Annotated in this window: 19 protein-coding genes; 9 read left to right on the top strand and 10 right to left on the bottom strand. The window is 60.3% G+C overall.

Annotated elements, in window-relative coordinates; all coding sequences use genetic code 11:
* Nucleotides 1–89: 89 nt before the first annotated feature.
* The 6 genes from IE166_RS05190 to IE166_RS05165 all read right to left on the bottom strand — a co-directional run bounded on the left by IE166_RS05190 (nt 90) and on the right by IE166_RS05165 (nt 10,477).
* Entirely contained in the window at nt 90–2,594 is a 2,505-nt protein-coding gene (locus IE166_RS05190; RefSeq protein ID WP_189502214.1) for a cellulose synthase, read from the bottom strand.
* A complete protein-coding gene (locus IE166_RS05185; RefSeq protein WP_189502212.1) occupies nt 2,591–3,655 on the bottom strand; it encodes a glycosyl hydrolase family 8 in 1,065 nt (354 codons plus the stop codon). Before IE166_RS05185 ends, IE166_RS05190 begins: the two co-directional genes overlap by 4 nt.
* Nucleotides 3,652–6,108: a cellulose biosynthesis cyclic di-GMP-binding regulatory protein BcsB gene (locus tag IE166_RS05180; RefSeq protein WP_189502210.1), complete on the bottom strand. Its 2,457-nt coding sequence runs from the start codon at nt 6,106–6,108 to the stop codon at nt 3,652–3,654. The genes IE166_RS05185 and IE166_RS05180 overlap by 4 nt, the downstream gene beginning before the upstream one ends.
* Nucleotides 6,105–8,294 carry a UDP-forming cellulose synthase catalytic subunit gene (bcsA, locus tag IE166_RS05175; protein ID WP_189502208.1) on the bottom strand — a complete coding sequence of 730 codons (2,190 nt, stop codon included), beginning with the start codon at nt 8,292–8,294 and terminating at the stop codon, nt 6,105–6,107. Before bcsA ends, IE166_RS05180 begins: the two co-directional genes overlap by 4 nt.
* A gap of 226 nt (nt 8,295–8,520) precedes the next feature.
* The gene (gene bcsN, locus IE166_RS05170; protein WP_189502206.1) at nt 8,521–9,483 is read right to left on the bottom strand and encodes a cellulose biosynthesis protein BcsN; all 963 of its coding nucleotides are present in this window, start codon (nt 9,481–9,483) and stop codon (nt 8,521–8,523) included.
* A 247-nt stretch (nt 9,484–9,730) separates the two neighbouring features.
* Entirely contained in the window at nt 9,731–10,477 is a 747-nt protein-coding gene (locus IE166_RS05165; protein WP_189502204.1) for a glucose 1-dehydrogenase, read from the bottom strand.
* Between the two features lie 296 nt (nt 10,478–10,773).
* Here IE166_RS05165 and IE166_RS05160 point away from each other — a divergent pair, with 296 nt between their 5' ends.
* The 9 genes from IE166_RS05160 (at nt 10,774) to mazG (ending at nt 20,531) form a co-directional block, all read left to right on the top strand.
* The gene (locus IE166_RS05160; protein WP_244641333.1) at nt 10,774–11,892 is read left to right on the top strand and encodes a septal ring lytic transglycosylase RlpA family protein; all 1,119 of its coding nucleotides are present in this window, start codon (nt 10,774–10,776) and stop codon (nt 11,890–11,892) included.
* A 63-nt stretch (nt 11,893–11,955) separates the two neighbouring features.
* Nucleotides 11,956–13,140: a D-alanyl-D-alanine carboxypeptidase family protein gene (locus IE166_RS05155; protein ID WP_189502200.1), complete on the top strand. Its 1,185-nt coding sequence runs from the start codon at nt 11,956–11,958 to the stop codon at nt 13,138–13,140.
* Nucleotides 13,141–13,220: 80 nt separating this feature from the next.
* Nucleotides 13,221–13,889: a dTMP kinase gene (tmk, locus tag IE166_RS05150; RefSeq protein ID WP_189502198.1), complete on the top strand. Its 669-nt coding sequence runs from the start codon at nt 13,221–13,223 to the stop codon at nt 13,887–13,889.
* Nucleotides 13,882–14,922, top strand: a complete 1,041-nt coding sequence (locus IE166_RS05145) for a DNA polymerase III subunit delta' (protein ID WP_189502197.1) — start codon at nt 13,882–13,884, stop codon at nt 14,920–14,922. The genes tmk and IE166_RS05145 overlap by 8 nt, the downstream gene beginning before the upstream one ends.
* Nucleotides 14,814–16,535: a methionine--tRNA ligase gene (gene metG, locus IE166_RS05140; RefSeq protein ID WP_280514865.1), complete on the top strand. Its 1,722-nt coding sequence runs from the start codon at nt 14,814–14,816 to the stop codon at nt 16,533–16,535. Before IE166_RS05145 ends, metG begins: the two co-directional genes overlap by 109 nt.
* A 2-nt stretch (nt 16,536–16,537) precedes the next feature.
* Entirely contained in the window at nt 16,538–17,329 is a 792-nt protein-coding gene (locus tag IE166_RS05135) for a TatD family hydrolase (RefSeq protein WP_189502193.1), read from the top strand.
* A gap of 4 nt (nt 17,330–17,333) precedes the next feature.
* Entirely contained in the window at nt 17,334–18,152 is an 819-nt protein-coding gene (locus tag IE166_RS05130) for an MBL fold metallo-hydrolase (RefSeq protein WP_189502192.1), read from the top strand.
* A gap of 132 nt (nt 18,153–18,284) precedes the next feature.
* Nucleotides 18,285–19,490: an ABC transporter substrate-binding protein gene (locus tag IE166_RS05125; RefSeq protein ID WP_189502190.1), complete on the top strand. Its 1,206-nt coding sequence runs from the start codon at nt 18,285–18,287 to the stop codon at nt 19,488–19,490.
* Between the two features lie 201 nt (nt 19,491–19,691).
* The gene (mazG, locus tag IE166_RS05120) at nt 19,692–20,531 is read left to right on the top strand and encodes a nucleoside triphosphate pyrophosphohydrolase (RefSeq protein WP_189502188.1); all 840 of its coding nucleotides are present in this window, start codon (nt 19,692–19,694) and stop codon (nt 20,529–20,531) included.
* Here the strand turns inward: mazG and hflX are convergent.
* The 4 genes from hflX to trkA all read right to left on the bottom strand — a co-directional run bounded on the left by hflX (nt 20,514) and on the right by trkA (nt 24,495).
* Entirely contained in the window at nt 20,514–21,869 is a 1,356-nt protein-coding gene (gene hflX, locus IE166_RS05115) for a GTPase HflX (protein ID WP_189503248.1), read from the bottom strand. The two genes, mazG and hflX, sit on opposite strands and share 18 nt — an antisense overlap.
* A 9-nt stretch (nt 21,870–21,878) precedes the next feature.
* On the bottom strand, nt 21,879–22,127 hold the full coding sequence (gene hfq / locus IE166_RS05110; RefSeq protein ID WP_189502186.1) for an RNA chaperone Hfq: 249 nt from the start codon (nt 22,125–22,127) through the stop codon (nt 21,879–21,881).
* A gap of 119 nt (nt 22,128–22,246) precedes the next feature.
* Complete coding sequence (locus IE166_RS05105; protein WP_189502184.1) at nt 22,247–23,107, bottom strand: D-amino-acid transaminase; 861 nt, start codon at nt 23,105–23,107, stop codon at nt 22,247–22,249.
* Nucleotides 23,108–23,118: 11 nt separating this feature from the next.
* Nucleotides 23,119–24,495 carry a Trk system potassium transporter TrkA gene (gene trkA, locus IE166_RS05100; RefSeq protein ID WP_189502182.1) on the bottom strand — a complete coding sequence of 459 codons (1,377 nt, stop codon included), beginning with the start codon at nt 24,493–24,495 and terminating at the stop codon, nt 23,119–23,121.
* Nucleotides 24,496–24,503: the final 8 nt, after the last annotated feature.

The raw sequence follows: 24,503 nt of genomic DNA, 5'->3' as shown, positions 1-24,503 counted from the left end.
CCTTAAAAAAAGTAAATGCCGTCGCGACCTTAAACGCTGCGCATCCACGTTCTTTCAGGGAAAAAGCTGAGCCTCATGTCCAATCATGATCAGGGCAGTCGCCTAACGTCGCGGATCGTAGCCAGGCCCTTGTAGCCTTCTTTGCTTCCGACAGCCGCCATCGCATTGAACACCCGCTCCGCGTCGCCAAGGCGCTTGAGGTTGAGGTAGGCGTAACCCCGGATGGCCATGAGATCGACCCGCTCTGTCGCGATACGCGAGCGTTGGTCGAGGGCTAGAAGGGCCTCGTTGTAACGCTTCTGTTCATAGAAGCCGAGGGCGCGCTGGGTGAGGATGTCGACCTCCAGTTGATGCGAGCGCTTGGGGTCTTGCGCGGCCTTGCTGGCAGACAAGGCCGCATCGTCCACCATGTTACGGCTTAGATAGGCGAGCGATTGGCCATAAGCGGCTTCACGCTGAACGGCGGCGTTTCCGGTTCGGATCGCCTGTTCGAAGGTCGCCGCGGCCTCCAGCGGGCGGTTCATCTCCGACAAGCACCAGGCACGAGCAAGAGCGGCTTGACCGGTCAGCTCGGTGTATTGGTCAGTCGTCGAACAATTGCGACCTTGAGGTGCACGCCCACCGCTTCGGGACTCAGCGCTTTGCCGTGGCTCGGCGCTTGCGACTGCTGCATTTCGGGTCCGGGTCGTGGTGTAAGCCTCTTGTATGGCCGCGCCGCGATTTGCGTCGTTGACGTCGGCGGGCGCCATGCGGTCAGACATAGCAATATTGGCTCCGGTGGGACCCTGAAGTGGCGCAGCGGAATAGGCTCCGGTCGCCGTCGTTGTTTGGGTTGCCGGGCCTGTATAAGCGGAGATCGTTGCTTGAGGGGCCGTCGTTGAGGCTGTCAACGGTGCGCTCGCCGGTCCGGTCAAAGGCGCGTCCGTTGGCGCAGGGATGCGCCGATTGGCTTGTGTCTGCTCAACCGGCTCGCCCAGATTGGCGATGCGTGTGGAATGCCCAGCCCACAGCCTCTGGATCTCGCGAACGCCGGCCTTGTCACCGAGCAGGTTGCGCGTCAGCACCAAGCCATAGGCGGATGGCTCGTCGTCGGGCTTCCATTGCAGCGCCGTCGTGAACCACTGAGCAGCGGTTTGATGTTGGTTGAGGTCGCGCGCATACCAGCCGAACTGCTGGGCAGCTGCGGGATCACGCGTTTCGGCAGTTTCCTGCGCCATACGCGCCAGAATGGCAGGATCAATCGCGACGCGCGGCTCACTCGCAAGGAAGTTGGCGGTCGCCGCCATGTAGACCTTGCGGATGTCGTCGCTCTCGTCGCGATACTTGTAGAGAATGTCTTCGGCTTCACCCGGCTTGTTCAAGGCGATCTTAGCCAATGCCAAGCCCTGCGAGGCTTCGGCACTTTCTTCGCGATCGCGCGATTTGGTGAACCAGAGTTCGGCATCCTGCGGCTGGTCACGGCGGATGTAATACCAGCCAAGAAGGCGCGGGTCGGAGGCGTTGCCAGTATCCGGTTCGGCAACGGCCTTCACGGCATTGAGATCCGCTGGCGGCACAACAAGCTTGGGATCTTGGCCTGCATTGGCGACGGTCTGGCGGGACAGAGCCAAACGAGCTTCCTGGAACTCACCCTTGCCGTCTGGACCGGTACGTTCCGTTGCAAGTAGCTGATCCACCAAAGGCTTGGGCAGAAGTGGGATCGCCTTTTCCACCGTTGCCAGACGCTGTGCGGGATCGGTGCAGCTATCGAGCACGTATTTGTAAGCGTCGCGTGCACGTTCCGGACGCTCAGTTTTCGCGAAGGCTTCTGCAAGCCGCCAAAGCACGTCGACTTCAGCGCAGGTCAACAGGCTCGGCGTTTCAGCCGCAGTGCGCACAACGGTTTCGTATTGCTTGAGATCGGATGCGTTGATCAGCCGTTCGCGCGCTTCGGCAACGCTCAAACGTTCGAGCATGTCCGCCGGCACCTGCCAGCTGGGATCCGCTGTCTGGCGGTCGGCGATCGCTTTGCGCATCTCGGCATATTTGCCCTGAGAATAAAGCTGCCACATAGCATCGAGCTGCGGATCGCCGACGTTGGGCACGGCCAGGGGATCTGCCGGCGGAGTCCAATCAGGATACAAGGCACGAAGGCGAGCAATTTCCGCATCGAGACGGCGCTGATCTCCCTGACGGGCGAAATAGCGCAACGCACTCTCATCGATAGCAGGCTTGGCTGCAACGGCTGCCGGGGCAGGCACAGCGGGAGCGGGTACACTGCCATTCGGAGACGTGTCAGCCTGTGCGAGCAAGATCGGCTGATCGTCCGGCGCCTCGCTGGCATAGGCTGCAAAAAACGAGGTCGAGCGAACATGCTTGACCGGCAAGCCGGAGAGCCTGTCGCTTTTGCCTGGCGACGTAAGACCCAGGCGGTCGTCTTTATTGCTCTGCGCTGCAGCTGGCGGGACTGAACCGGTTGAACGAAAATCCACCAGGGGTGCAGGCGCCGGTGCAAGGCTGACCTGAGGGGACTCGCGCATCGAGTCCCGTACCTGCAGCAAGGCTGTGGTGCTGAGGCTGGTGAGGATCGCAGTTGCGACGATCGCCGTTTTCACGCGCAGCCTCCGGGGATGTTCCTCAGGTAAGACAAGGCCAGCAACTGGAGCGTCGATGGGTAATAGTCGGTCGGCGTGAAGCGCAGTAGATCCTGCGGCAGCGGCTTCTTGTCGACTACACAGGCAACCAGAGACGGGATGATCCTGTATCCCGGGTCACTTAGCGTGGCGCTGACCGCGCCGCTCTTCAACTCCACCAGGGACAAGCCTGGCCCGCCCGCATCCGCCATGAACGGCCGCAGAAGGTTGCGATCGGTGATGCCTGCGCGCACCATGTAGAGCGGTATGCGGATGGCGTTGTAGCTGAACTCCGCAGGAAAGCCTTCTGCGGGCACTGGGCTTTGTTTGATTGAGACCCACTCTGCCGGCAGCTGGCGATCACCGAACCGAGCCGTTTGCACCAGGGCCTGGCCAGACCGCGATAAGGCCTTCCAGTCCGTCGCCTTGTCTCGTGTTGCAAAGCGCGTCATGGCTTCGAACACCCAATAGGAAGGATTGACGACCGGGCCATCCTCGCGCTCGGTGCTCTTGAACCCGGTCACGCCGGGGAGCAGCGTGATACTTCCTCCTGGCGTACCCACCACGACATGCTTGCCGATCGCAGCGATCATCGACTGAGCTGCACTCGTCAGATCCGGCCGCTGCCAGGTTTCTCCGGCAAGAGACAGCGCATAGGCGATCAGGATATCACCGTCGCTGGCATTGTTGGCATCAGTAACGTGAGGCGTCTTAGTGGGATCCCAGCGCCAAACGGCCAATCCGTCGTCGCGAAGCAGCAACTCGGTCTTGGTAAAGGTCCAGATCTGGTCGAAATCCGCGACGCTGTTGGCGAGAAACGCCAGGATGAGACCGTAGCCTTGACCTTCCGAATGGCTGATGTTGCCATTGGCCGTGTCGATGATGCGACCGCTCGGATCAAGGAACTTCGCCTTGTAGGCGGTCCAGTCCTCGACGCTGATAGTCCCTGCTGTGGCGGTGGCGGTTTGGGTTTGAGCCTGGGAAGGCACGGCAAGTCCGATCATCAGGGCGAGGGCGGAAGCCGCAAGCAAACGGAGGGTCATTGGCGCCTTCCCAGGTTCTTCAGGAGGGTCGCCGTGGCGATCCCCAAGAGCATGCACATGACAGACAAACCAGCGGCGTAGGACAACACGTTGCCTGACAGCCAATTGGCTATAATCAGACGGTAATTGGCGACCGAGAATGGTTGCGTTTCGCGGAACTCGAAGGTGCTGACATCGCGCGTCGAGGTGATATCGCCGGTCGCGTTGTAGAGCGTCATCTCACCGCCCACCTTGTTCCACTGATCGGTGTGGACGAGACCATCCGCGCCTTGCCACAAGGCGTCAGCCGTCGGTGCGGCCACCATCGTCCAGATGTGGCGCTCGTCGGGGCCGGGGCGCTGCGCGACCACGAGCGACGCATCTGCCGGCGGGGTGATCGGTTCTGCCGTGCGCGGCGTCAGGCGCAGCGTGTCGAGCGAAATGTCGAACTTGCTGTTCAGCCATTCGCTGAAGCTGCTGACCTGACCACGCCAACCGGCGCCGGAAAGTTGGTCCCGCCACTTGTCAAAGGTAGCCGTAGTCTGGCCGGCATTGCGATTGTCTGTAGGAAGATTGGTTTCCTGACCCCAGCTTACCCGGCTGTCCGCCGTCAAACCGACCTGCGTCAGTACTTCAGGGTCGAACCGACCGATCGGACCGAAGAACATGGCATCCCGTTCGCCGATCGCCTGCACGGATGTAATAGGCTCGATGGCAAATGGGCGGCCGGCTGCGAGCGTCATCTTGGCGAGAAAAGTGGCCGCCGTCGAAAGCGAACCGACCTCACTCTTGTCGACCATGACCGGGATCGGCGCAGTCGAGCGGTTGTAAGGAAAGCCGGTTCCGGCCGTGCGCGCGAGGTTGGGCAATTGGGCCATTCGGGCAAAGCGGGGCATCTCGAAAGCCGACGTATCGAACAGCACGAAGCGCGAGTCGGTTTGCCCTGACGCGCCTGGCGCGCAAACTGCGTCCTTTGCAGTCATAAGCACTGCTTCAAGGGCAATCGTGTTCGTGCCTGGCCGGAAGTGGCGCATCGTTACCGGAACGGGCAGCTTGCGCAAAATGGCGCCGCCGGCGTTGGTGATCGGCACGGTCGCGGCAATATTGCCGTTGACATAAACGTCGATGTGGCTGCCCGGCTGGACCTCAGCGGAATAAGCGGCGTCCAAAAGCAGGCGTGCCTGACCGTAATCGTTGGCGTAAAAGTCTGACGGAATGCCGATCAGAAAGTCGGTACGGAAGCGACGGCCGGCAAACTCCTCGGTTCTCAACCCAAGCTGAGCAAAGGATTGCTGGCCAGCCTCGAAAAAGATCGGTGCATCGGGGTAGTGCCACGCTTCCGTCGAGAGGTTGGTCCGCGTGCTGTCCAGAGGCCGATCCGCAGGAGCGATGACGCTTTCCACCGAGGAAGCAATTGACTGCCAGGTCGGACCGGTGACCACCATCGTGCTCGGGCCGGTTCGCTGATCATCAACAAAGGTGATCGTCGGCGAAACGGTTGCTCCATCGGGCACGGTTTGAAGGATCTTGGATATTTCGGCAGGCAAGCCAACCACAATGTTGAGAGTGCCTTCGGCCAGATTGGCCTGCGGCTCGCGCGACACGGAAATGCGCTGGTTCGGCATGTTGGCGAAAACAGCCAGGCCCTGCGACAATCGAAGGACAGGCCCGGTGGCAGCAGGACTGTCGATGCCGGGCGCGATAATGTTGAAGCGCGTGCTGCCTTCTTCATCGACACCGATCGTCGCAACATCCTCGAAATTCGTGATGCGGCGCGACGCATTCTGCCCAAAAGTCAGGAACGTACGCTCGGGCGCAATCTCAGACCATAGTTCATAGGTCGATTGGATGGTGCAGTCGGTTCGATGGCGCTGTGAGACTTCGAACGAGATGAGGTTCTTCCCCGCCCGCGTCACATCCTGCGGCAGGTTCACGGTAACGTCGCTGACACCCTCAGACGACTGCACCGGCTGGTCCAGAACAGTGATCCCGTTCATCACGACTTTCAGTCGCGACAGCTCTGGCGCGATCACAAGGGCGTTCTGGTAGCCGAGATGAAACTGCGTGGCGGTGCGTGCTTCATCCGCCGTGAGTTGAACGGTCCATTGCTGACGTGCAATTTCGCCATTGAGCGACATCTTATCGCTAGGAATAAGGAAGCGCCGCAGGCCGCCGCTCGGCGGCTGGGTCGATGGCGACGACACCATGGATGCCGACGGCAGAGGTGTCGTCGTGGCGGCAGGCGCGGTTGATCGTGGATGCGCCAGCGGAACGGCGGCTGGTGTTGTTGGTGGCGTGGGCGTCGTTGCAGGCGGAGCAACTGGAGGCTGCGTCGGCGCGACAGGCGTGGTGGGCGCCGTCGGTGCTTGCGGCTCATCCTTCCGCTCGGTCGACATGTCGAACGGCACCGACTGGCCGGATGCCAGCGAGGTGGTGACCAAAAGCAACCCGACGATGGTGGCTGTGCGCATCATCGGGCGGCCTTTGCAACTGGCTTGGCCGGGCGAGCCGAGCGCGCCAGATAAACCAACCCCCGATAGGTCTGGAACAAGGCCAGACCGAAGAAGCGAACGCTGCCTTTCAGCAGGCCCGGGTTGCCGCGGCGCGACAATTGGAACTGGGTCCACTGGCTGGAATCCGCGAACACCAGATCAGAGATGAGCTTCTGGTGAAGCGGCTCCTGCGGTGCAAACAGGCAGCCGATCGCCGTGGTCTCGCCGAGCGTTTGCACATTGCGAATGTTCATCGGGAGGATATGCGGCTGCTGGTCGAAATAGGTCTTGAAGCGAACGCCGGAAAGATCGTTGACCTTGGCTGTGGATGCCTCGTGGCCGTAGAGCACGATGCGCACGCCATAAACCGATACGTCCTCGATCGTGCCGGGCAGCCAGTTGTCGCCGAACTGGAATTCGCAGCGACGGCTCACCTTGATGCGGCGGGTAATCTGACGCTCGCCGCGTTCCGACACCACGCCAAGTGCGGCGCCTGCCATGATCAGGTTCAGCAAGTTCCAGCCGCCCACGACGAGCGTCACGTCCGCCTTAAAAGGCTCGGTGTAAACGCGGTAGATCGTGACGAAGACCGCCACAACAAGAACGGCGAAGACGATGAAGAAGGGTGTCGAGATTTCCGACAAGCGGCTGGTCGAGATGGACTCATCCTTGGCCGTAACCTTGAAGGTGGGCTTGCTCGGATGGAGGATCACGGAAATGACGGCCGGCAGGAGATGCACGGTCTGCACATATTCGTAAAGTTCGGAAATCCAGGGCCAGCGGAACGCGCCATAAAGGTAGTTCTGCATGATCAGGTTCACGACCATGTAGGTCAGCGTATAGGCCATGAACTCGCCGCCCGAGGCGGTGAAGATTTCGAGATCGAAGAACAGGTAGAACAAGGGCGCGACCAGGAAGATCGCGCGCGGGAACGGAAACAGCCAAAACAGCGTCGACGACATGTAGCAAAGGCGCTGGGGCAGCGAGAGCCCACGCTTCAAGGGCGGAAAGCGATAACGCAGGATCTGCATCATGCCTTGAGCCCAGCGGCTGCGCTGCCCGATGAAGCTCGCAAAGGTGGCAGGCTGCAGACCGGCGATCAACGGCTTGTCGATATAGATCGACTTCCAGCCTTTGCCGTGCAGCGCAAGGGCCGTCTCGCAGTCTTCGGTGATCGAAATACCACTGAAGCCGTCGGTTTCAGCGAGCGCCTTGCGTGACAGTACGGCGGCAGAACCGCAGAAGAACGATGCGTTCCACTTGTCGAGGCCGCGTTGAATGATGCCGTAGAACATCTCGTTCTCGGACGGCATTTTCTCGAAGGTCTGGAGGTTGCGCTCCAGCGGATCGGGATTGAGGAAGAAGTGCGGCGTTTGAACGAGGAACAGTTTGTCCTCTTCGGCGAAGTAACCCACCGTTTCCAGAAGGAAGTCGCGGGCAGGGGCGTGATCGGCATCGAAGACGGCAATCAGATCGCCGGTCGAATGCTCCAGCGCGTTGTTGAGGTTGCCGGCCTTGGCATGCTCGTTTCGCTCGCGGGTGATATAAGTCGCACCGAGATCTTCCGCCAGCTTCTTGAGCTCGACATAGCGGGCTTCGGCCGCATGCGCGTCGGTTATTTTAGCCGAGTTGCGCTTCTGCACCGAGCCGCCGTCATCAAGCAGCCAGACTTTGAACTTATCGGCCGGATAGTCCATCGAGACGGACGCGGCGATCGTCTTCGCCAAGAGGTCGGAGTCTTCGTTGTAGGTCGGAATAAAGACGTCCACGGTTGGCAGATCGTCCCATTTCTCGCGCTGCTCCTTTGCCCGCGACGGCTTTGCAGGCAGCGGCAGAGCAACCACGAAAAGGCTGATCGCCAGCATCATCACGCTGTACATTTCCGCGAGATACAGCAGCAGACCGGGAATGAAATCTTCGAGCTGATTGACCGGCGGCAAGGTGCTGGTGGTGCGCCAGTAGACATAGCGCATGACGATCGCCGTACCGAAAGCCAGCGAGATCAGTCGCCAGATGCCTTCCGCGCTGATCGACTTCAGGATCATCATCACGGACAGCACGAACAAGCCGGCGATAAGCTGCGTCCGCAAGCTGATCGGCAGCGTAACGAGCGCGATCACGGCTACCGACATGGCGGCCCAGAATGCTACGATGACGAGCTTGCGCATCAGCGCTTGTTTCCTTTTAGCAGTGCTTGGAACAAGGCAACGAACCGCTCGATCGTGCTTGTCTGCATAAATACCTCAAAGCTATGAGGGTTAATGCGTGGTGAACTTTCGTTAACCTCGGTCGAAAACCTCCATGACCGTGTATAAATCCTTGCTGTACCACGAGAATTCGCAGCCGCCCTGCGATGCATCCGGTGTTCCAGATCAACGCACGGCATGGCAAGCGCTACCGATTCTCGGGGGGCGGAGGCACAGCTCCGAACCCGCTTGAAGCAGATGGCGACGCAATCGGCACGGCAGCTCGCGGCGTGGACGGTGCGGGCCTGGATGCAGCCGGCACTGTCGGCAGGAGTGTAGACACCGAACGTGTAGGGGCGGTGTTCGAAGCAGCTGGTGAGCTTGGCGTTGCAGCGGCAGGACTCGTTCTAACCGCAGCGGGTGGCGGCGGAACGGCTGGTCCGACAGGTTGCGGGAGCTCGACAGGGGCTGCAACGGCGGGTGCTACTGTGCGTGTCCGACGCGGTGTGCGAACAACAGGTGCGGCTGGCGCCGGCGGCAGGACCGGCTCGAGCTGTCCCATTGCAGTCGGGTAAACATCAGGACCAGGCGAGCCCAGGCCTTCGGGAACCGCTGCTGGCTGACCATAGGGGTTCCAGCCCGCCGCATCCACGAACACATTGGCCGTGTAACCATACATGACAGCCAACAGCTGCGCTTCGGTGGCGCCTGTTTCGCACAGCCGCAGGCGAATATCGATCGACCCGCGGTCGTTCCATGTGAACTGCCGCGAGCGAATGTTCTGGAACCCATATAGACACGTCTCGCGGCCCTTGCGGCCAACCGCATAGCCGAAGGCACCGTAGCGGTTCTGAACGTAGAAGGGCGCGCGCTGGAGGGGCATACCCGGAACAACGCGCCGCACTTCACTGTCTATGTTGCGCAATGGCTGGAACTGCTCCGGCATGGCCGTCTGGCCTTCGGCCACTGCTTTGATCGGCCCATAGAGACGAACGCGAAACCCGTTCTGAACCGGCAGACTCGAGTTTGTAGCTAGCGCGATATCCTGCTGTATGCCGTTCGTGTAAGTGCGCTCAGTGACCGCTACAACTGCGGGTCCACCCGGCGGCGGCAGGATGTAGGCGGAGCTGTTTGCGACGGTGCGCTCGCTCGACGACGTTCCAACCTGCATCGTCCGCGTGCAGCCGGCCGTCGCGAAAACTGCTCCGGCTGCCAGGAATATCAGCCCTAATCGGCCCGCGGTGGTCGAGTTGCTGCGCTTCATGGCCGATTTTCATAGAAGATTCGGCAAGGAGCATGAAGGGTAGGCGGATCAAACTATCCAGACCGGCGCAAGTTTCGCGTAGGCTTGGGCGCGGGGTGTAAGTGTTTATTGTAGCTCGCAAATCTGCTGGCACGTCATCGACCTGATGCGAGCATCAGATGCAGCGGCCGCCGTCCACTTCCATGGCTACGCCCGTGATCATGCTGGCCTCGTCCGAGCACAGGAAGGCAGCTGCGTTGCCCATGTCCTCCGGCGTCGAGAAGCGGCCGATCGGGATTGTCGACAGGAACTTGGCACGGATGTCCGGCGTGTCTTCGCCCATAAAGGTCTTGAGCAAGGGGGTGTCGCCGGCCACAGGATTGATGGCGTTGACCCGAATGCCGAAGGGGGCGAGCTCGACCGCCATGCCGCGTGTGGCCGTAATGGCCCAGCCCTTCGATGCATTGTACCAGGTCAGGTTCGGACGGGGGCTGACGCCACCGGTCGAGGCGACATTCAGGATGGCGCCATATTTTTGTGCCTTGAACAGCGGTACTACGGCCTTCGCGCCGAAATAGATCGCCTTCATGTTAACGGCTGCGACACGGTCGAAGACATCCTCTTCAACGGACTCAAGTGGCTGGGGCAGGTGGCCGACGCCGGCATTGTTGACGAGGATGTGGATGCCGCCGAACGCCGAATTCGTGGCTTCGACGATCGACTCGAAGCCGCCTTGTGAAGCAACATCCGCTTCAAAGGCTTTCGCCTGCTCGCCAAGAGACTCGGCGACGCGTATGGCACCTTCGAGATTGCGATCCGCGATTAGCACCCGGGCGCCTTCCGCTATGAACTTGCGCACGATGCCTTCGCCAAAGCCCGATCCACCGCCCGTGACGATGGCGATCTTGTCTTGAAGACGCATGAGGTTGCTCCCTGCTGCATGCCGATGCTAGTTGATGGCTTAGAGTGCGCATCGCGCTTTCTTGTCAACCGGCAGCTGCGACTCACACATTTGCCATTTTGCTGCCGCATTTCGTTAATGCAGTACTAAGGGTTGGTTGTGCACAACAACAGTGAAGGCGAAGGCTCAGGGACGGGCGCCGCCGAACCACGATCCGGGTGTATGCCGGTATGAGTAGTGTGTACGTGGGGACAAACAGGATGCGAGTGGCTTCCGTAAACGGGGTTCGACGTATCACGGGCGTAGTTGCAGTTTCGATGCTGGCCGTTCTGGTCGCATCCTGCGCAAGCCAGCAGAAAACGTCTTCCAAGAAGACGCGGTCCAAGGAATATTTCGCCGAATCCGTGTATGGCGTGAAGGCCAGCCCGCGCGTCAGCAACCTGCGCACCAAGCTGCCGCGCGGCGGCGGTCGGGATCAGACCGGCAAGCCCTACATGGTGAAGGGTCGCTGGTATTATCCCAAGGAAGAAAAAGGCTATTCCAAGATCGGTGAGGCCTCTTGGTATGGTTCGGCCTTTCACGGCCGCTTAACTGCCAACGGCGAAATCTACGACATGACGCATCTCACCGCTGCGCATCCCACGATGCCGCTGCCGAGCTATGCTCGCGTCACTAATACGAAGAATGGCAACTCCGTCATCGTGCGCGTCAACGATCGCGGTCCCTACGAGAAGGGTCGCGTGATCGATCTGTCGCAGAAGGCTGCGGAGATGCTCGATTACGCCCATACAGGCATGGCCGCCGTGAAGGTGGATTACGTCGGTCGCGCCCCGCTTGACGGCAAGGACGACAGCTTCCTCATGGCGTCGTATCGCCCTGGCCGTGGCGCGCTTGATCCAAGCGATGGCATGCCGACCGGCGTGATGGTCGCCATGAATGGTTCGACGCCGAGCAGCTCTTCTTCAAGCGTTTCGACGGTCGCTTACCCGAATGGTGGTTTGGCTGCCTTCGGCGCGATGTCGGTCGCATCCGTAGTTCTGCCGGATTATGGTCCGATGGCGCCGGATCGCCCGGGCGCGTTTCAGGTTGCCAACACAAGCATGCCGGTGCTTGGTTACGCCGAGCAGCGCTCCGCCAAGGCAGCCGCTGCCTTCTCCGCACTGGGAGGCAAGGCGCCCGTTGCCGCTGCCGTCGCACAGCAGTGGAAGCAGGCACTCGATGGCTTGAACGAGTATGTCGCGGTCGGCACTTATGCCACTCAGGCAGAAGCGCTTGAGCAGTCGGCAGCCCTGTCTTCCCTCGGCAAGATTGGCTTCGAATCGTCCGACGCTGGCGTTGCACTCACGCTCCGCCCGGATGGCCGCGCCGCCATCGACGATTTGCTGCAGGCTGCCTGGGAAAACGGCGCACCTGATGCATTCGTGATCCACGACTGACATGTCGTTTACCTCCGTCTGCTAGGACACAGGAGGACGAACCTCCTTGAAGGGCAGACGAGGATGGCAGTGTTGACCCTAAGACGTCGCGGCAGCCTGACTGCTCTGAGCCTTGCTCTCGTACTGCTTACGCCAGCGGCCTGGGCCCAAGGCGATGGCCCCAAGCCGTTTGAGACAAAGGCACCGCAAGCCTATCTCATGGAAGCGAAAACTGGCACGGTCCTGTTTTCCAAGCAGCCGGATACGCTGATCGCACCGGCAGCCCTTGCCAAGCTCATGACCATGGAAGTCGTGTTCGACGCGCTGAAGACGGGGCGCGTCAAGCTGGACGACGTTTATACGGTCAGCGAAAACGCCTGGCGCAAAGGCGGCGCTCCGTCACGCGGCTCCACCATGTTCGCCGCACTCAAGTCGAAAATCGCGCTGAACGACCTTATCCAGGGTGCGATCGTTCAATCCGCCAACGACGCCTGCATCATCATCGCCGAAGGCATGGCAGGGTCGGAAGAAAAGTTCGCCGAGCTGATGAACCAGCGCGCGCGTGCGATCGGGCTCAAGCAGTCGGTCTTCAAGAATGCCACCGGACTGCCGGCTGAAGGGCAGGTGGTCAGTCTCAGCGAACTTGCATTTCTCGGGCGTCACATCTGGCAGACTTATCCTGAATTCTACCGCATCTATGCGCAGCCGGAATTCACCTGGAACAAGATCACCCAGCGCAATCGCAACTCGCTGCTGTCTTACGGCATAGGCGCGGACGGTCTCGGCACCGGCTACACGGAAGCAAGCGGCTACGCGATCCTAGGGTCGGCCGAGCAGAATGGCCGCCGCTTGTTTGCGGCCATGAGCGGCATGACGAGCGAAGCAGAGCGCGCGCAAGAAGCACGCAAGCTTCTCGATTATGGGCTGAACGGCTTCGAGGATGCGCACCTGTTCGATGCCGGCGCCATCATCGGCACGGCGCGTGTTTATGGTGGCATGAAGCAGGAAGTGACGCTGAAGGCGCTCGATCCGGTCGAGGTGTTTGTGCCGCTAACTGACAAGGATCTGGTCAAGGTTCACCTCGTCTATGACGGACCGTTGCGCGCGCCCATTACCTCGGATCAGCCGATCGGTTCGCTCCAGGTCTGGATCGGCGACAATCTCGCTAAGAGCTTTCAGTTGGCTGCAGCCGAGGATGTGGCACTCGGCTCGCTCAGCAGCCGCGCGGCGGATGCCGCCCATGAGCTTGCCTTCGGATGGCTACGCTAGATCCAGTCACCCGCGGCTGGATATGCTCCGGCGTATAGCTTAGATGTCCGGCAGGCGGATTGGCTGCCAGGACGGCATCTTTGGCAAACGGGTTTTTCATCACATTTGAGGGCGGCGAGGGGGCAGGCAAGTCCACCCAGATTCGCCGCTTTGCCCAGCGGCTGGAAGCGGGCGGCCGCGAGGTCGTGGTGACGCGTGAACCCGGCGGCTCACCCGGTGCCGAGGCTGTCCGCCATGTGCTTCTGTCAGGCGCTGCCGAGCCGTTCGGGCCGAAGACCGAGGCGATCCTGTTTTCTGCCGCACGTGCCGATCACGTCGATACGGTCATTCGCCCAGCCGTGGAAGCGGGTAAGGTCGTGCTCTGCGACCGCTACATGGATTCGTCGCGCGTTTACCAAGGCGTCACCGGCAACCTCGATCCGGCCTTCATGCAAGGGCTGGAAGCCCTAGCAATTGATGGCATGCTGCCAGACCTCACGATCATCCTGGATATCGATCCGCGTCTTGGCCTAACGCGCGCCAATCAGCGCCGGGGCAGCGATGTGGCTGATCGCTTCGAGAAGGAAACGCTGGCGATCCACCGCGCCCGTCGTGATGCCTTCCTTGCTATTGCCCGCGCAGAACCCGACCGGTGCGCTGTGGTCAATGCCTCGCAAGATGTCGAGCGGACCGCGCAAGGCATTTGGCAGGCCGTGCAGGAATGTCTCCCGGAGCTTGCACAAGCCGACAGGGTGGGCGGCGATGTATGAACGCCTCGCACCGCTGACGCACGACTCGCTGGACGACATTCCGGAGCCATCCGAGACTTTGCGCCTCGTCGGGCATCATGAAGCGCGCGAAATGCTGCGTTCCGCCCATGCTGCGAGCAAGCTCCACCACGCCATTCTGCTGTCCGGTCCGCAGGGCATTGGCAAGGCTACGCTCGCCTTCCAGTTTGCGGCCCAGTTGCTGGGCGAGAGCATGCCCGGCGGCTTCGATGTCCGCGACCCCGCTGGTGCACTCTACCGCCAGATCGCCAGCGGCGCGCATCCCGGAGTCCTTCATCTCAGCCGCCCTTACGACGACAAGACAAAGAAATTTCGCACCGTCATCACGGCCGACGAGATCCGCCGCGTCAGCCGGTTTCTGTCGCTGCGCACCCATGATGGCGGCTACCGTGTTGTGATCGTCGATCCTGCTGACGACATGAATCGCAGTGCGGCCAATGCCTTGCTGAAGAATCTGGAAGAACCACCTTCAAAGGTGCTGTTCATCCTGATCTCGCATTCACCAGGTCGGCTCCTTCCCACCATCCGCTCGCGGACGCAGGTCATCAAGTTCCACCCGCTGGGCGCAGACGAACTGTTCGAAGCGATGGGCTCGTTCGCAGCCGCGCTGCCGAACACGGCGGAGGAACGTGCTGAACTCGCACGTCGTGCCGGCGGCAGTCCAAGGGCGGCGATCCTTCTGACGCTTCATGGCGGGCTTGAGATTGCGCAAGCGACCGACCAACTGATTTCTGGCCGCTCGGATGATGTTGCGGCTGCCTACAAGCTGGCGGATGCTGTCACCGGCCGTGAAGCCGGCATGCAATTTCAGCTTTTCAATGCTTATGCACTGGAGCGCTTGTCGGAAGCGGCAACGACGCTCGGGCGCGAGGGGCACGCTGCGGCGGCGGCTCGGCTTGCCGATGCCTGGAACGATGCCACGCGGCGCGTCGGAGAAACGGAAGCCTACAATCTCGACAAGAAGCAGCACGTGATGTCCATGCTTCAAACGCTTCGCGAGCAGCTTGCGGCCTAAGCGTCTGGCCATCTGGGCAGGGATGGTCTAGGAGGCAGGCTTTCCCAATTGGCCGCACCCGCATGTCCGAAAAATACTACATCACGACCGCGATCTCTTATCCCAATGGCAAGCCGCATATCGGCCACGCCTATGAACTGATCGCCTGTGATGCGATGGCTCGCTTTCAGCGCAAGGATGGCAAGGACGTCCTGTTCCTGACGGGCACCGATGAGCACGGTATCAAGATGCTGCAGACCGCGCGCAAGGAGGGTATCCCGGTGCGCGACCTCGCGGACCGCAACGCTGCCGAATTTCAGCGCATGGCCGCATCTCTGAACGCATCCAACGACGACTTCATCCGCACCACGGAAGAGCGTCACAAGATCGCTTCGCAGGCGATCTGGAAAGCCATGGAAGCCAATGGCGACATCTACAAGGGTGGCTACGCCGGCTGGTATTCCGTGCGCGACGAAGCGTACTACGGTGAGGAAGAGACCGAAGTTCGTCCCGACAATGTCCGTTATGGCCCGCAGGGCACGCCGGTGGAATGGGTCGAGGAGGAAAGCTATTTCTTCCGCCTGTCGGCCTATCAGGACAAGCTGCTCGCGCTCTACGAGTCAAATCCCGCCTTCATCGCACCGACTGAACGCCGCAACGAGATCACGAGCTTCGTGCGTTCCGGCCTCAAGGACCTGTCGATCTCGCGCACCACCTTCGACTGGGGCATTCCGGTGCCGGGCGACGAGAAGCATGTGATGTATGTCTGGGTCGATGCGTTGACCAACTACCTCACGGCGGCCGGCTTCCCCGATGTGAATGCTTCTCGATGGAAATACTGGCCGGCCGACGCGCATGTTATCGGCAAGGACATCACGCGCTTCCATGCGGTGTATTGGCCGGCATTCCTGATGTCGGCTGGCATCCAGCTGCCGAAGCGCGTTTTCGGCCATGGCTTCGTGTTCAATCGCGGTGAGAAGATGTCGAAGTCGGTTGGCAACGTCATTGATCCGATGGCGCTGGCCGAGCATTATGGCCTGGACCAGCTCCGCTATTTTCTTTTGCGCGAAGTGCCGTTCGGCCAGGACGGCAACTACAGCCATGAGGCCATCGTCAACCGCACCAATGCGGATCTTGCGAACGACCTCGGCAATCTCGCGCAGCGCTCGCTGTCGATGATCGCCAAGAACTGCGAGGGCAGGGTGCCGTCGCCTGACGCGATGAACGACACTGACCGAGCTATTCTTGCGCAAGCAGATGCGGCGCTCGCGACTGCGCGTGAAGCGATGGCAGGACAGGCGACGCATCATGCGCTGGCTGCGATCTTTGCTGTGGTATCGGACGCTAACCGCTATTTTGCCGCGCAGGAGCCTTGGGCCCTGAAGAAGACCGATCCCGCTCGCATGGAAGCCGTGCTCTACACGACGGCGGAAGTCATCCGGCGGATCGCTATTCTGTGCACGCCGTTCATCCCGGCTTCGGCCGACAAGCTGCTCGATCAATTGGACGTGCCGGCCGACAAGCGCAGCTTTGCTGATCTGGGTGACCCTGGCGCGTTGAAGGCCGGTGCAAGCTTGCCGGCTCCACAAGGCGTGTTTCCGCGCTACGTCGAAAGCGAGACCGAGCAGGCCTGATCATGCTGGTTGATAGCCACTGCCACCTCGATTTTACTGACTTCGAGGCCGAGCGCGACGCGATCGTTGATCGCGCTCGTGCGGCGGGCGTCGGCACGATGGTGACCATTTCCACACGTGTTCGGCAGTTCGACCGACTGCGCGCCATCGTGACTGCTTATGATGATGTCTGGTGTTCGATCGGCACGCATCCGCATCAAGCCGGCGAAGAAGCGAATGTGACGCTGGACGAGATCCTGCGCATCGCCGAGGAGCCGAAAGTCGTGGCGATCGGCGAAGCGGGTCTCGATTACTTCTACGACAAGGCGCCGCGCGACCTGCAGGCGGAGGGTTTTCGCACGCATATAGCTGCCGCACGGATCACGGGATTGCCGCTCGTGATCCACGCCCGCGATGCCGACGAGGACGTGGCGACCATCCTGCGCGAAGAAAGCGAAAAGGCTGCCTTTCCGTTCATTCTGCACTGCTTCTCATCCGGTCCAGAACTTGCTCGGGTCGGTGTCGAACTCGGCGGCTACGTCTCATTTTCCGGCATTCTGACCTTCAAGAAGTCGGAAGCCTTGCGGGAGATCGCAGTCGACGTCCCACGCGACCGCCTGCTCGTGGAAACGGATTCACCCTTCCTCGCGCCGCTTCCACATCGCGGCAAGCGCAACGAACCATCCTTCGTGGTCAACACTGCGCGGGTACTGGCTGGGGTTCAGGGCGTATCACCGGAAGAAATGGCGGACACCACGACAGACAACTTCTTCCGTTTGTTCGCCAAGTGCCGGCGTCCAGCGGACGCTGCCTGATCGCATGGCTGATCGGCTGCGCCTGACGATCCTTGGCTGCGGCTCATCGCCCGGCGTGCCGCGTCCGAACGGTGATTGGGGCGCCTGCGATCCTTCGAACCCGAAGAACAAGCGCAAGCGCGCTGCCGCTTTGGTCGAGCGCATTTCTGATCGCGGCATTACCCGCGTCGTCATCGACACCGGTCCCGACTTTCGCGAGCAAATGATCGCCGCAAAGGTCGACTTCATCGATGCCGTCGTTCTGACCCACGCCCACGCCGACCACATTCACGGCATCGACGATCTGCGCAGCTACTACCTCGACAAGCGCCAGTTAATCGATGTCTATGCCGATCAGATGACTTTCGAGCGCGTCGATCAGGCGTTCGATTATTGCTACACGACACCGCCCGGCAGCAGCTATCCGCCAATCCTGCGCGATCGGCGCATTGAACATTTCGAGCCGTTCACGATTGAAGGGAAGGGGGGTGCTCTCACCTTCGAGCCCCTGCCGCAACAGCACGGCGACATCGTCTCGCTCGGCTTCCGGCTCGGTTCGATCGCGTATTGCTCGGATGTCAGCCAGTACCCTGACGCAACCGCCGATCGCCTGCACAGTCTGGACTGCCTCGTGATCGACGCACTGCAATATCGCAGCCATCCCAGCCACTTCTCCTTGAGCGAGGCGCTTGGCTGGATCGAGCGTCTCGCGCCAAAGCGCGCCGTGCTCACCCACATGCACGTTCCGCTCGACTATGACGTGGTCGAGCGTGAAACCCCTGATCATGTTTCGCCGGCCTTTGATGGTTTGGTGATCGAAGCGGATTGCATGGATCAACCCTGAGCGATCCCGCTCACTGGTCTTGACAGCATCGCCTTTGCGGTGACGTCATACGTTTGGCCAATTGTTTGTTTGAACGCGCTGATGGAGGTTCGGCGCGTCCATCTTTGATGGCTGCAATTTTGGGAGGAATTGATGAAACGTGCTGCTCTGGCTTCGAGCCTGGCTTTGCTTCTTGGCGCGAGCCCGGTTTTCGCGCAGGAAATTTCCGATGACGTCGTAAAAATCGGAATTTTGAACGACCAATCCGGAGTTTACGCCGACTTTGGCGGCAAAAATTCCGTAGAAGCGGCCAGAATGGCCGTCGAAGACTTCGGCGGAACAGTGCGTGGTAAGCGGATCGAGATCGTTTCGGCCGACCACCAGAACAAGGCCGATATCGCCGCAAACATCGCGCGCCAATGGTACGACCTTGAGCACGTCGACACCATCATGGACCTGACCACGTCCTCAGTAGGCCTCGCCGTGCAGGCTTTGTCGGCCGAAAAGAAAAAGATCACCATCAACACCGGCGCCGCAACCGCGGAGCTGACGGGCAAGCAATGCACGCCATACGGCTTCCATTGGGCCTATGACACGCATGCTCTGGCCGTGGGAACAGGCGGTCAGCTGGTGAAGGAAGGCGGCGATAGCTGGTTCTTCATCACGGCCGATTATGCGTTCGGCCATTCCTTGGAACAGCAGACCGGCGATCTCGTAAAGGCCAGCGGCGGCAAGGTCGTGGGTGCGGCGCGCCACCCGCTCGGCACAAGCGACTTCTCGTCCTTCCTGCTGCAGGCGCAATCATCCGGCGCAAAGATCGTTGGCCTGGCCAATGCTGGAGCCGACACCGCCAACGCCATCAAACAGGCCGCAGAGTTCGGCATCGTGGAAGGCGGACAGCGCCTCGCCGGATTGCTTGTCACCCTAGCCGAAGTGCATGGGCTGGGCCTAGACACCGATCAAGGTCTGGTTCTCACAGAAGGCTTTTATTGGAAACGGACGCCCGACACGGAGAAATTCAGCAAGCGCTTCTTCGATCGCACAAACGCGATGCCAAACATGGTGCATGCCGGCACTTACTCGGCCGTTCTGCAATACCTGAAAGCCGTTGACCAGACAAAGACCGACGGAACCGAAGCCGTTGCGAACGCACTGCATGAGATGCCGGTCAACGACATTTTCGCAGAAAACGGCAAGGTCGGCGTGAACGGCCGGATGTTCCACGACATGTATCTCATGCAGGTGAAGAAGCCCGGGGAAAGCGATGTGCCGTGGGATTACTACACGGTGCTGGCCACCGTGCCGGCTGACCAAGCTTTCGCCAAGCCTGAGGAAAGCGGCTGTCCACTGGTGAAATAATCCGGATTTGCGGCGGGGTAGCAGATGCTCCGCCGCAGCCTCAAGGTCGTAGCCCCCCCACCCAAATCTGTTCCATAATCGATCTTATGTGATCTCGGTGATGCCGTTACATTAAGGTGCCTGCCGCGTTCTAATGTGGATAGATCGCCCTTGTACTCCGGCATCCTTGCCGGGTCTCCGTTGCAAGGGCTACGGTCGGGCATGAAGCCCAGCAAAGACATATCCCGACTTCTCGAAATCATGGCTGCCCTGCGGACCCCGGAGACCGGTTGCCGGTGGGACATCGAACAGGACTTCGCGTCCATCGTGCCCTACACGATCGAGGAAGCCTACGAGGTCGCAGATGCCATCGAGCGCAATGATCTGGAAGATCTCCGTGATGAACTCGGCGACCTTCTCTTGCAGGTCGTCTTCCATGCGCAGATGGCGAGCGAAGGCGGTCACTTCGGCTTCGGCGATGTGGTTGAGGCTATTACCACCAAGATGATCCGACGGCACCCACATGTCTTTGGCAATGCGCGCGCCGCCGATGGCGGCATGGCTAAGGGTCAATGGGAGCGCATCAAGGCTGAGGAAAAAGCGGAGAAGCGTGCGCGTCGCGTGGCGCGTGGTCTACCGGCCGAGGACCATGGTGCCGGTTACCTCGACTCCGTTCCCGTCAACATGCCGGCGCTGACGCGAGCGATCAAGCTGCAGCAGAAAGCCGCAAAGGTCGGGTTCGATTGGGCTGAGGCCGAGCCGATCCTGGCTAAGATAGAAGAGGAAATTGGCGAATTTCGTCAGGCACTTAGGGAAAATGACGCTTCTGCGAAGGCGAATGAGTTTGGCGACGTTCTATTCTCGCTGGTCAATCTTGGCCGGCACCTCGACCTCGATCCGGAAAAAGCTCTCCAAGGCACGAATGCCAAGTTCAAGACGCGTTTTCACGCGATTGAAGATGCGCTGCAAGCGGATGGTCGCACGCTGAGCGACAGCAGCCTCGAAGAAATGGAAGAGCTTTGGCAGAAAGCCAAGACGCTGCCGTCAGGCAGCGCCACCTAGGCGCGTCTCGATCTCGGTGCGGCGTGCCTGTGTAGCGCGCAGCATCAGCGCTACAGACCCGTCTTCTCGATCCTCACGCTCAACAACATCGCCGCCTCGATAGATCCAGTCGAGAAGCCCGAGCTGATCGTTGCGAAGCACGACCTCGATATTGGCCAGCTTGCCGGCAATGCGGGTTTCGATCAGCTCGGCAAGTGCCGAGATGCCCTCGCCTGTGATGGCTGAAACCGAAATTGGCGGTCCATCGGTCGCCTGCAGAAGCTGTTCACGGGTCGCGTCATCGATCAAATCGACCTTGTTCCAGACTTCCACGACGTGCTCGGCATCCTCCGCATCGATGCCGAGATCCGATAGGATCTGCTCGACATCCTCCGCCTGCGCAGCCGTGTCTGGATCTGCAATGTCACGGAGATGGATTACGATATCTGCTTCCACGACCTCTTCGAGCGTTGCGCGGAAAGCAGCCACGAGGTGCGTAGGGAGATCGGAAATGAAGCCGACCGTATCCGACAGGATGATCGTCGTGCCGTGCGGCAGCTGTACACGCCGAAGCGTCGGATCGAGCGTGGCGAACAGCATGTTCTCGGCGAGCACGCCCGCCCCTGTCAGGCGGTTGAACAGCGTGGATTTGCCAGCATTGGTGTAGCCGACGATCGACACGATCGGGAACGGTACCTTGCGACGCTTGGCACGATGTAGGTCACGCGTGCGGCGAACCGTTTCTAGCTCGCGCTTGAGCTTGATGATCTTGTCTTGCAGAAGGCGACGATCGGCTTCGATCTGCGTTTCACCCGGACCACCAAGGAAGCCAGCGCCACCGCGCTGACGTTCAAGGTGGGTCCAGCTGCGAACGAGACGGCCGCGCTGATAGTTCAGATGCGCGAGCTCGACTTGAAGCGAACCTTCCTTCGTGCGCGCGCGGCGCCCAAAAATCTCAAGGATCAGACCGGTCCGGTCAAGGACCTTGATGTTCAGCTCTTTTTCGAGATTGCGCTGCTGCACCGGCGTCAGCGGATGATCGATGATCGCAAGGTTGGCTTTCGCTTCCTTCGCGATCTCAGCCAGTTCAGCGACCTTGCCAGACCCGAACAAGGTGCCGGGCCGAGGATCAGCCAGCATGACGATGTCGGTGAAAACGGGTTCGAGGTCGATGGCTTGTGCCAGGCCGACGGCCTCTTCAAGGCGCGCTTCGGGAGAGCGGCCTAGGCGCGGCCGGCCGGTATGCTCGTCCTCATGACGCTGATGACGCGTGAGAACGGGAACGATGACGAGGGTGCGTCCTGTTGAACCGCCCTCGCCGGTTTCGATAAGCGGACGCTCGGCGCCCGACGTTCTTATTTCAGCCAATCAGGCGTCCCGGCCTGCTTCTTCACCATCGAACATCTGAACCGGCTGGCTCGGCATGATGGTGGAGATTGCGTGTTTGTAGACGAGCTGCGAATGCCCATCGCGGCGCAAGAGAACGCAGAAATTGTCAAAGGACGTTACCACGCCCGTCAGCTTCACGCCGTTAATCAAAAAGATCGTGAGCGGGTTTTTGGTCTTGCGAACCGAATTGAGGAAAAGGTCTTGAAGGTTTTGTGCGCGTTCGGCCATTGTTCTTATCTTTCGCCGGTCTCGTAGAGAGGATGATGCCGCGCTTCGCAGAAGCTGGCACAAGAAAGGTCATCCGCGAGCAATATTGCGTTCGACCTTTCTTCCCCTCTTTGCGGGTATCAGGCCTTGATTTTTTCCGCAATGTCAAAAAACGCCTGACGAAGCGAGGAAGCGATCGAACCGGGGTGACCGTTGGCGATAGAGCGATCATCAATGGTCACGACAGGTGTCACCAAGGTTGTTGCCGAGGTGATAAAGGCTTCTCGCGCATCATAGGCTTCTTCGACGGTAAAAGGCCGTTCTTCAATAGACAGGCCATGCTTTTTGATGATGTCGAGCACCGTTGTGCGCGTTACGCCGCGCAGAATGCCCGTATCAGCCGGCCTTGTAACCAAAACGCCGTCCTTGGTGATGATCCAGGCGTTGGTTGAAGCCCCTTCTTTCACAGTGCCGTCTGGATCAACGAACCAGGCTTCCTGAGCGCCGGCTTCCTTGGCCTGCTGCTTGGCCAAAACATTGGGCAGCAGTCCGACCGACTTGATGTCGACGCGCTCCCAACGGTTCTCCGCAACGGTGATGACCTTGATCCCGCTTTCCGCGCGCTTGATGCCGCCCAGCGGATCAATCCGCTTTGCAGTGATAACGAGGCTTGGCTTCGTATCGGCTGGAAAAGCGTGGTCGCGCGGGGCAACGCCGCGTGTGACCTGAAGATAAACCAAGCCATTCTCAACCAGGTTACGACGGATGACCTCGCGCATGACCGTCAACAATGGCTGCCGCGCCATGGGCGAAGCGATCTTCAACTCGCGGAGCGAGCGATCTAGTCGGTCCAGGTGGCGCGTTGAATCGACAATGTAGCCCCGCGCGATCTCGCAGACTTCATAAACGCCATCGGCAAACTGGTAGCCGCGATCTTCGATGTGAACGGCAGCATCGGCGTGGGCGGTGTAGCGGCCATTGACGTAGGCAATTCTTGGCACGGTATTATCCCTCAGAAAAATTCGAGGCTGACACGGAACATCTGTTCCACACTTTTGACGCCCTCAGCCAGAGCGAACATGACGACGCGATCCTTCGCCTTGATCTGAAACTCGCCGGACGGCCGCAATACAGCGCCATTGCGATAGATGGCGCCGATACGGATGCCCGACGGCAGGTTGAGGTCGCGCAAGGCCGTTCCCACCAGTGGTGACGTTTCCAGCGCTTCCGCCTCGATGATTTCGGCAGCGCCCCGCCCGATGCTGTGAACGGCGCGAATACGGCCGCGGCGGACATGCTGCAGCACACGCGAGATCGTCACGGATCGCGGGTTCACCTGTGCATCGATCCCGAGCGTATGGGTGAAATCCTGGAACGACGGATTGTTGATCAGGGTCAGATTGGACCGACAGCCGAGACGCTTCGCCATGATGCTGGACAGGACATTGACCTGATCGTCATTGGTCAAAGCCACCATGAGATCGGTGTCGTCGATATCGGCTTCCGTGAGCAGCTTCTGGTCAAGCGCGCTGCCATGCAGAACAACGGTCCGGCGTAGCTCGTCGGCGATGGCTATGGCGCGCTCGCGGCCGCTCTCGATGATCTTCACGCGCGTACGGCTTTGGCGTTTCTCAAGCGTCTGCGCGACGTAGAGACCGATATTCCCGCCGCCGGCGATGACGATGCGCGTGGCTTCCTGTTTGTCGTGCCCAAACAGGCCAAGCGTACGCCGTACGTGGTCTTTGGCCGTCACGACGTAAGCGAGATCGCCGGCTATCAACTGATCGGATGAGCGCGGAACGAACAAGCGCCCTTCCCGGCTGATGGCCACGACTGTGGAAAGCAGGTCGGGAAAGAGTTCGCTCAGTTGAGCGAGCGGTGTGCTGATGACCGGACATTCATCGAGGCATTCGATTGCCACCATGGCGATTGCGCCTTCGGCGAACCGAACGACATCCGTTGCGCCCGGGAGGGCGATACGTCGCAAAACGAGTTCGGCCACCTCACGTTCCGGCGAAATGATGACGTCGATCGGCAGCTGTTCGCGGGCAAACAGATCCTGATACTGCGAAAGAAGATAGGATTGTGCCCGTATGCGGGCGATCTTGGTCGGCACGTTGAAGAGCGAGTGAGCCACCTGACAGGCCACCATGTTGACTTCATCGTAAAGCGTCACCGCCACGATCATATCGGCATCCTGCGCACCAGCACGCGCGAGAACGTCGGGATGCGCACCGTGGCCGACAAAGCCTTTGGCATCCAGCGTATCGCGGACGTTGCGGATAAGCTCAGGCGAGACGTCGATAACCGACACGTCATTGCGTTCGGCCGCCAGACGTTCCGCGATACCGTATCCGACTTGGCCGGCACCGCAGATAATGACCTTCATGGCAGACC

Origin of the sequence: Tianweitania populi, from assembly GCF_014652875.1 — a bacterium.
Taxonomy (GTDB): Bacteria; Pseudomonadota; Alphaproteobacteria; order Rhizobiales; family Rhizobiaceae; genus Tianweitania; species Tianweitania populi.
This window is presented reverse-complemented; position numbering and strand designations above follow the sequence as displayed.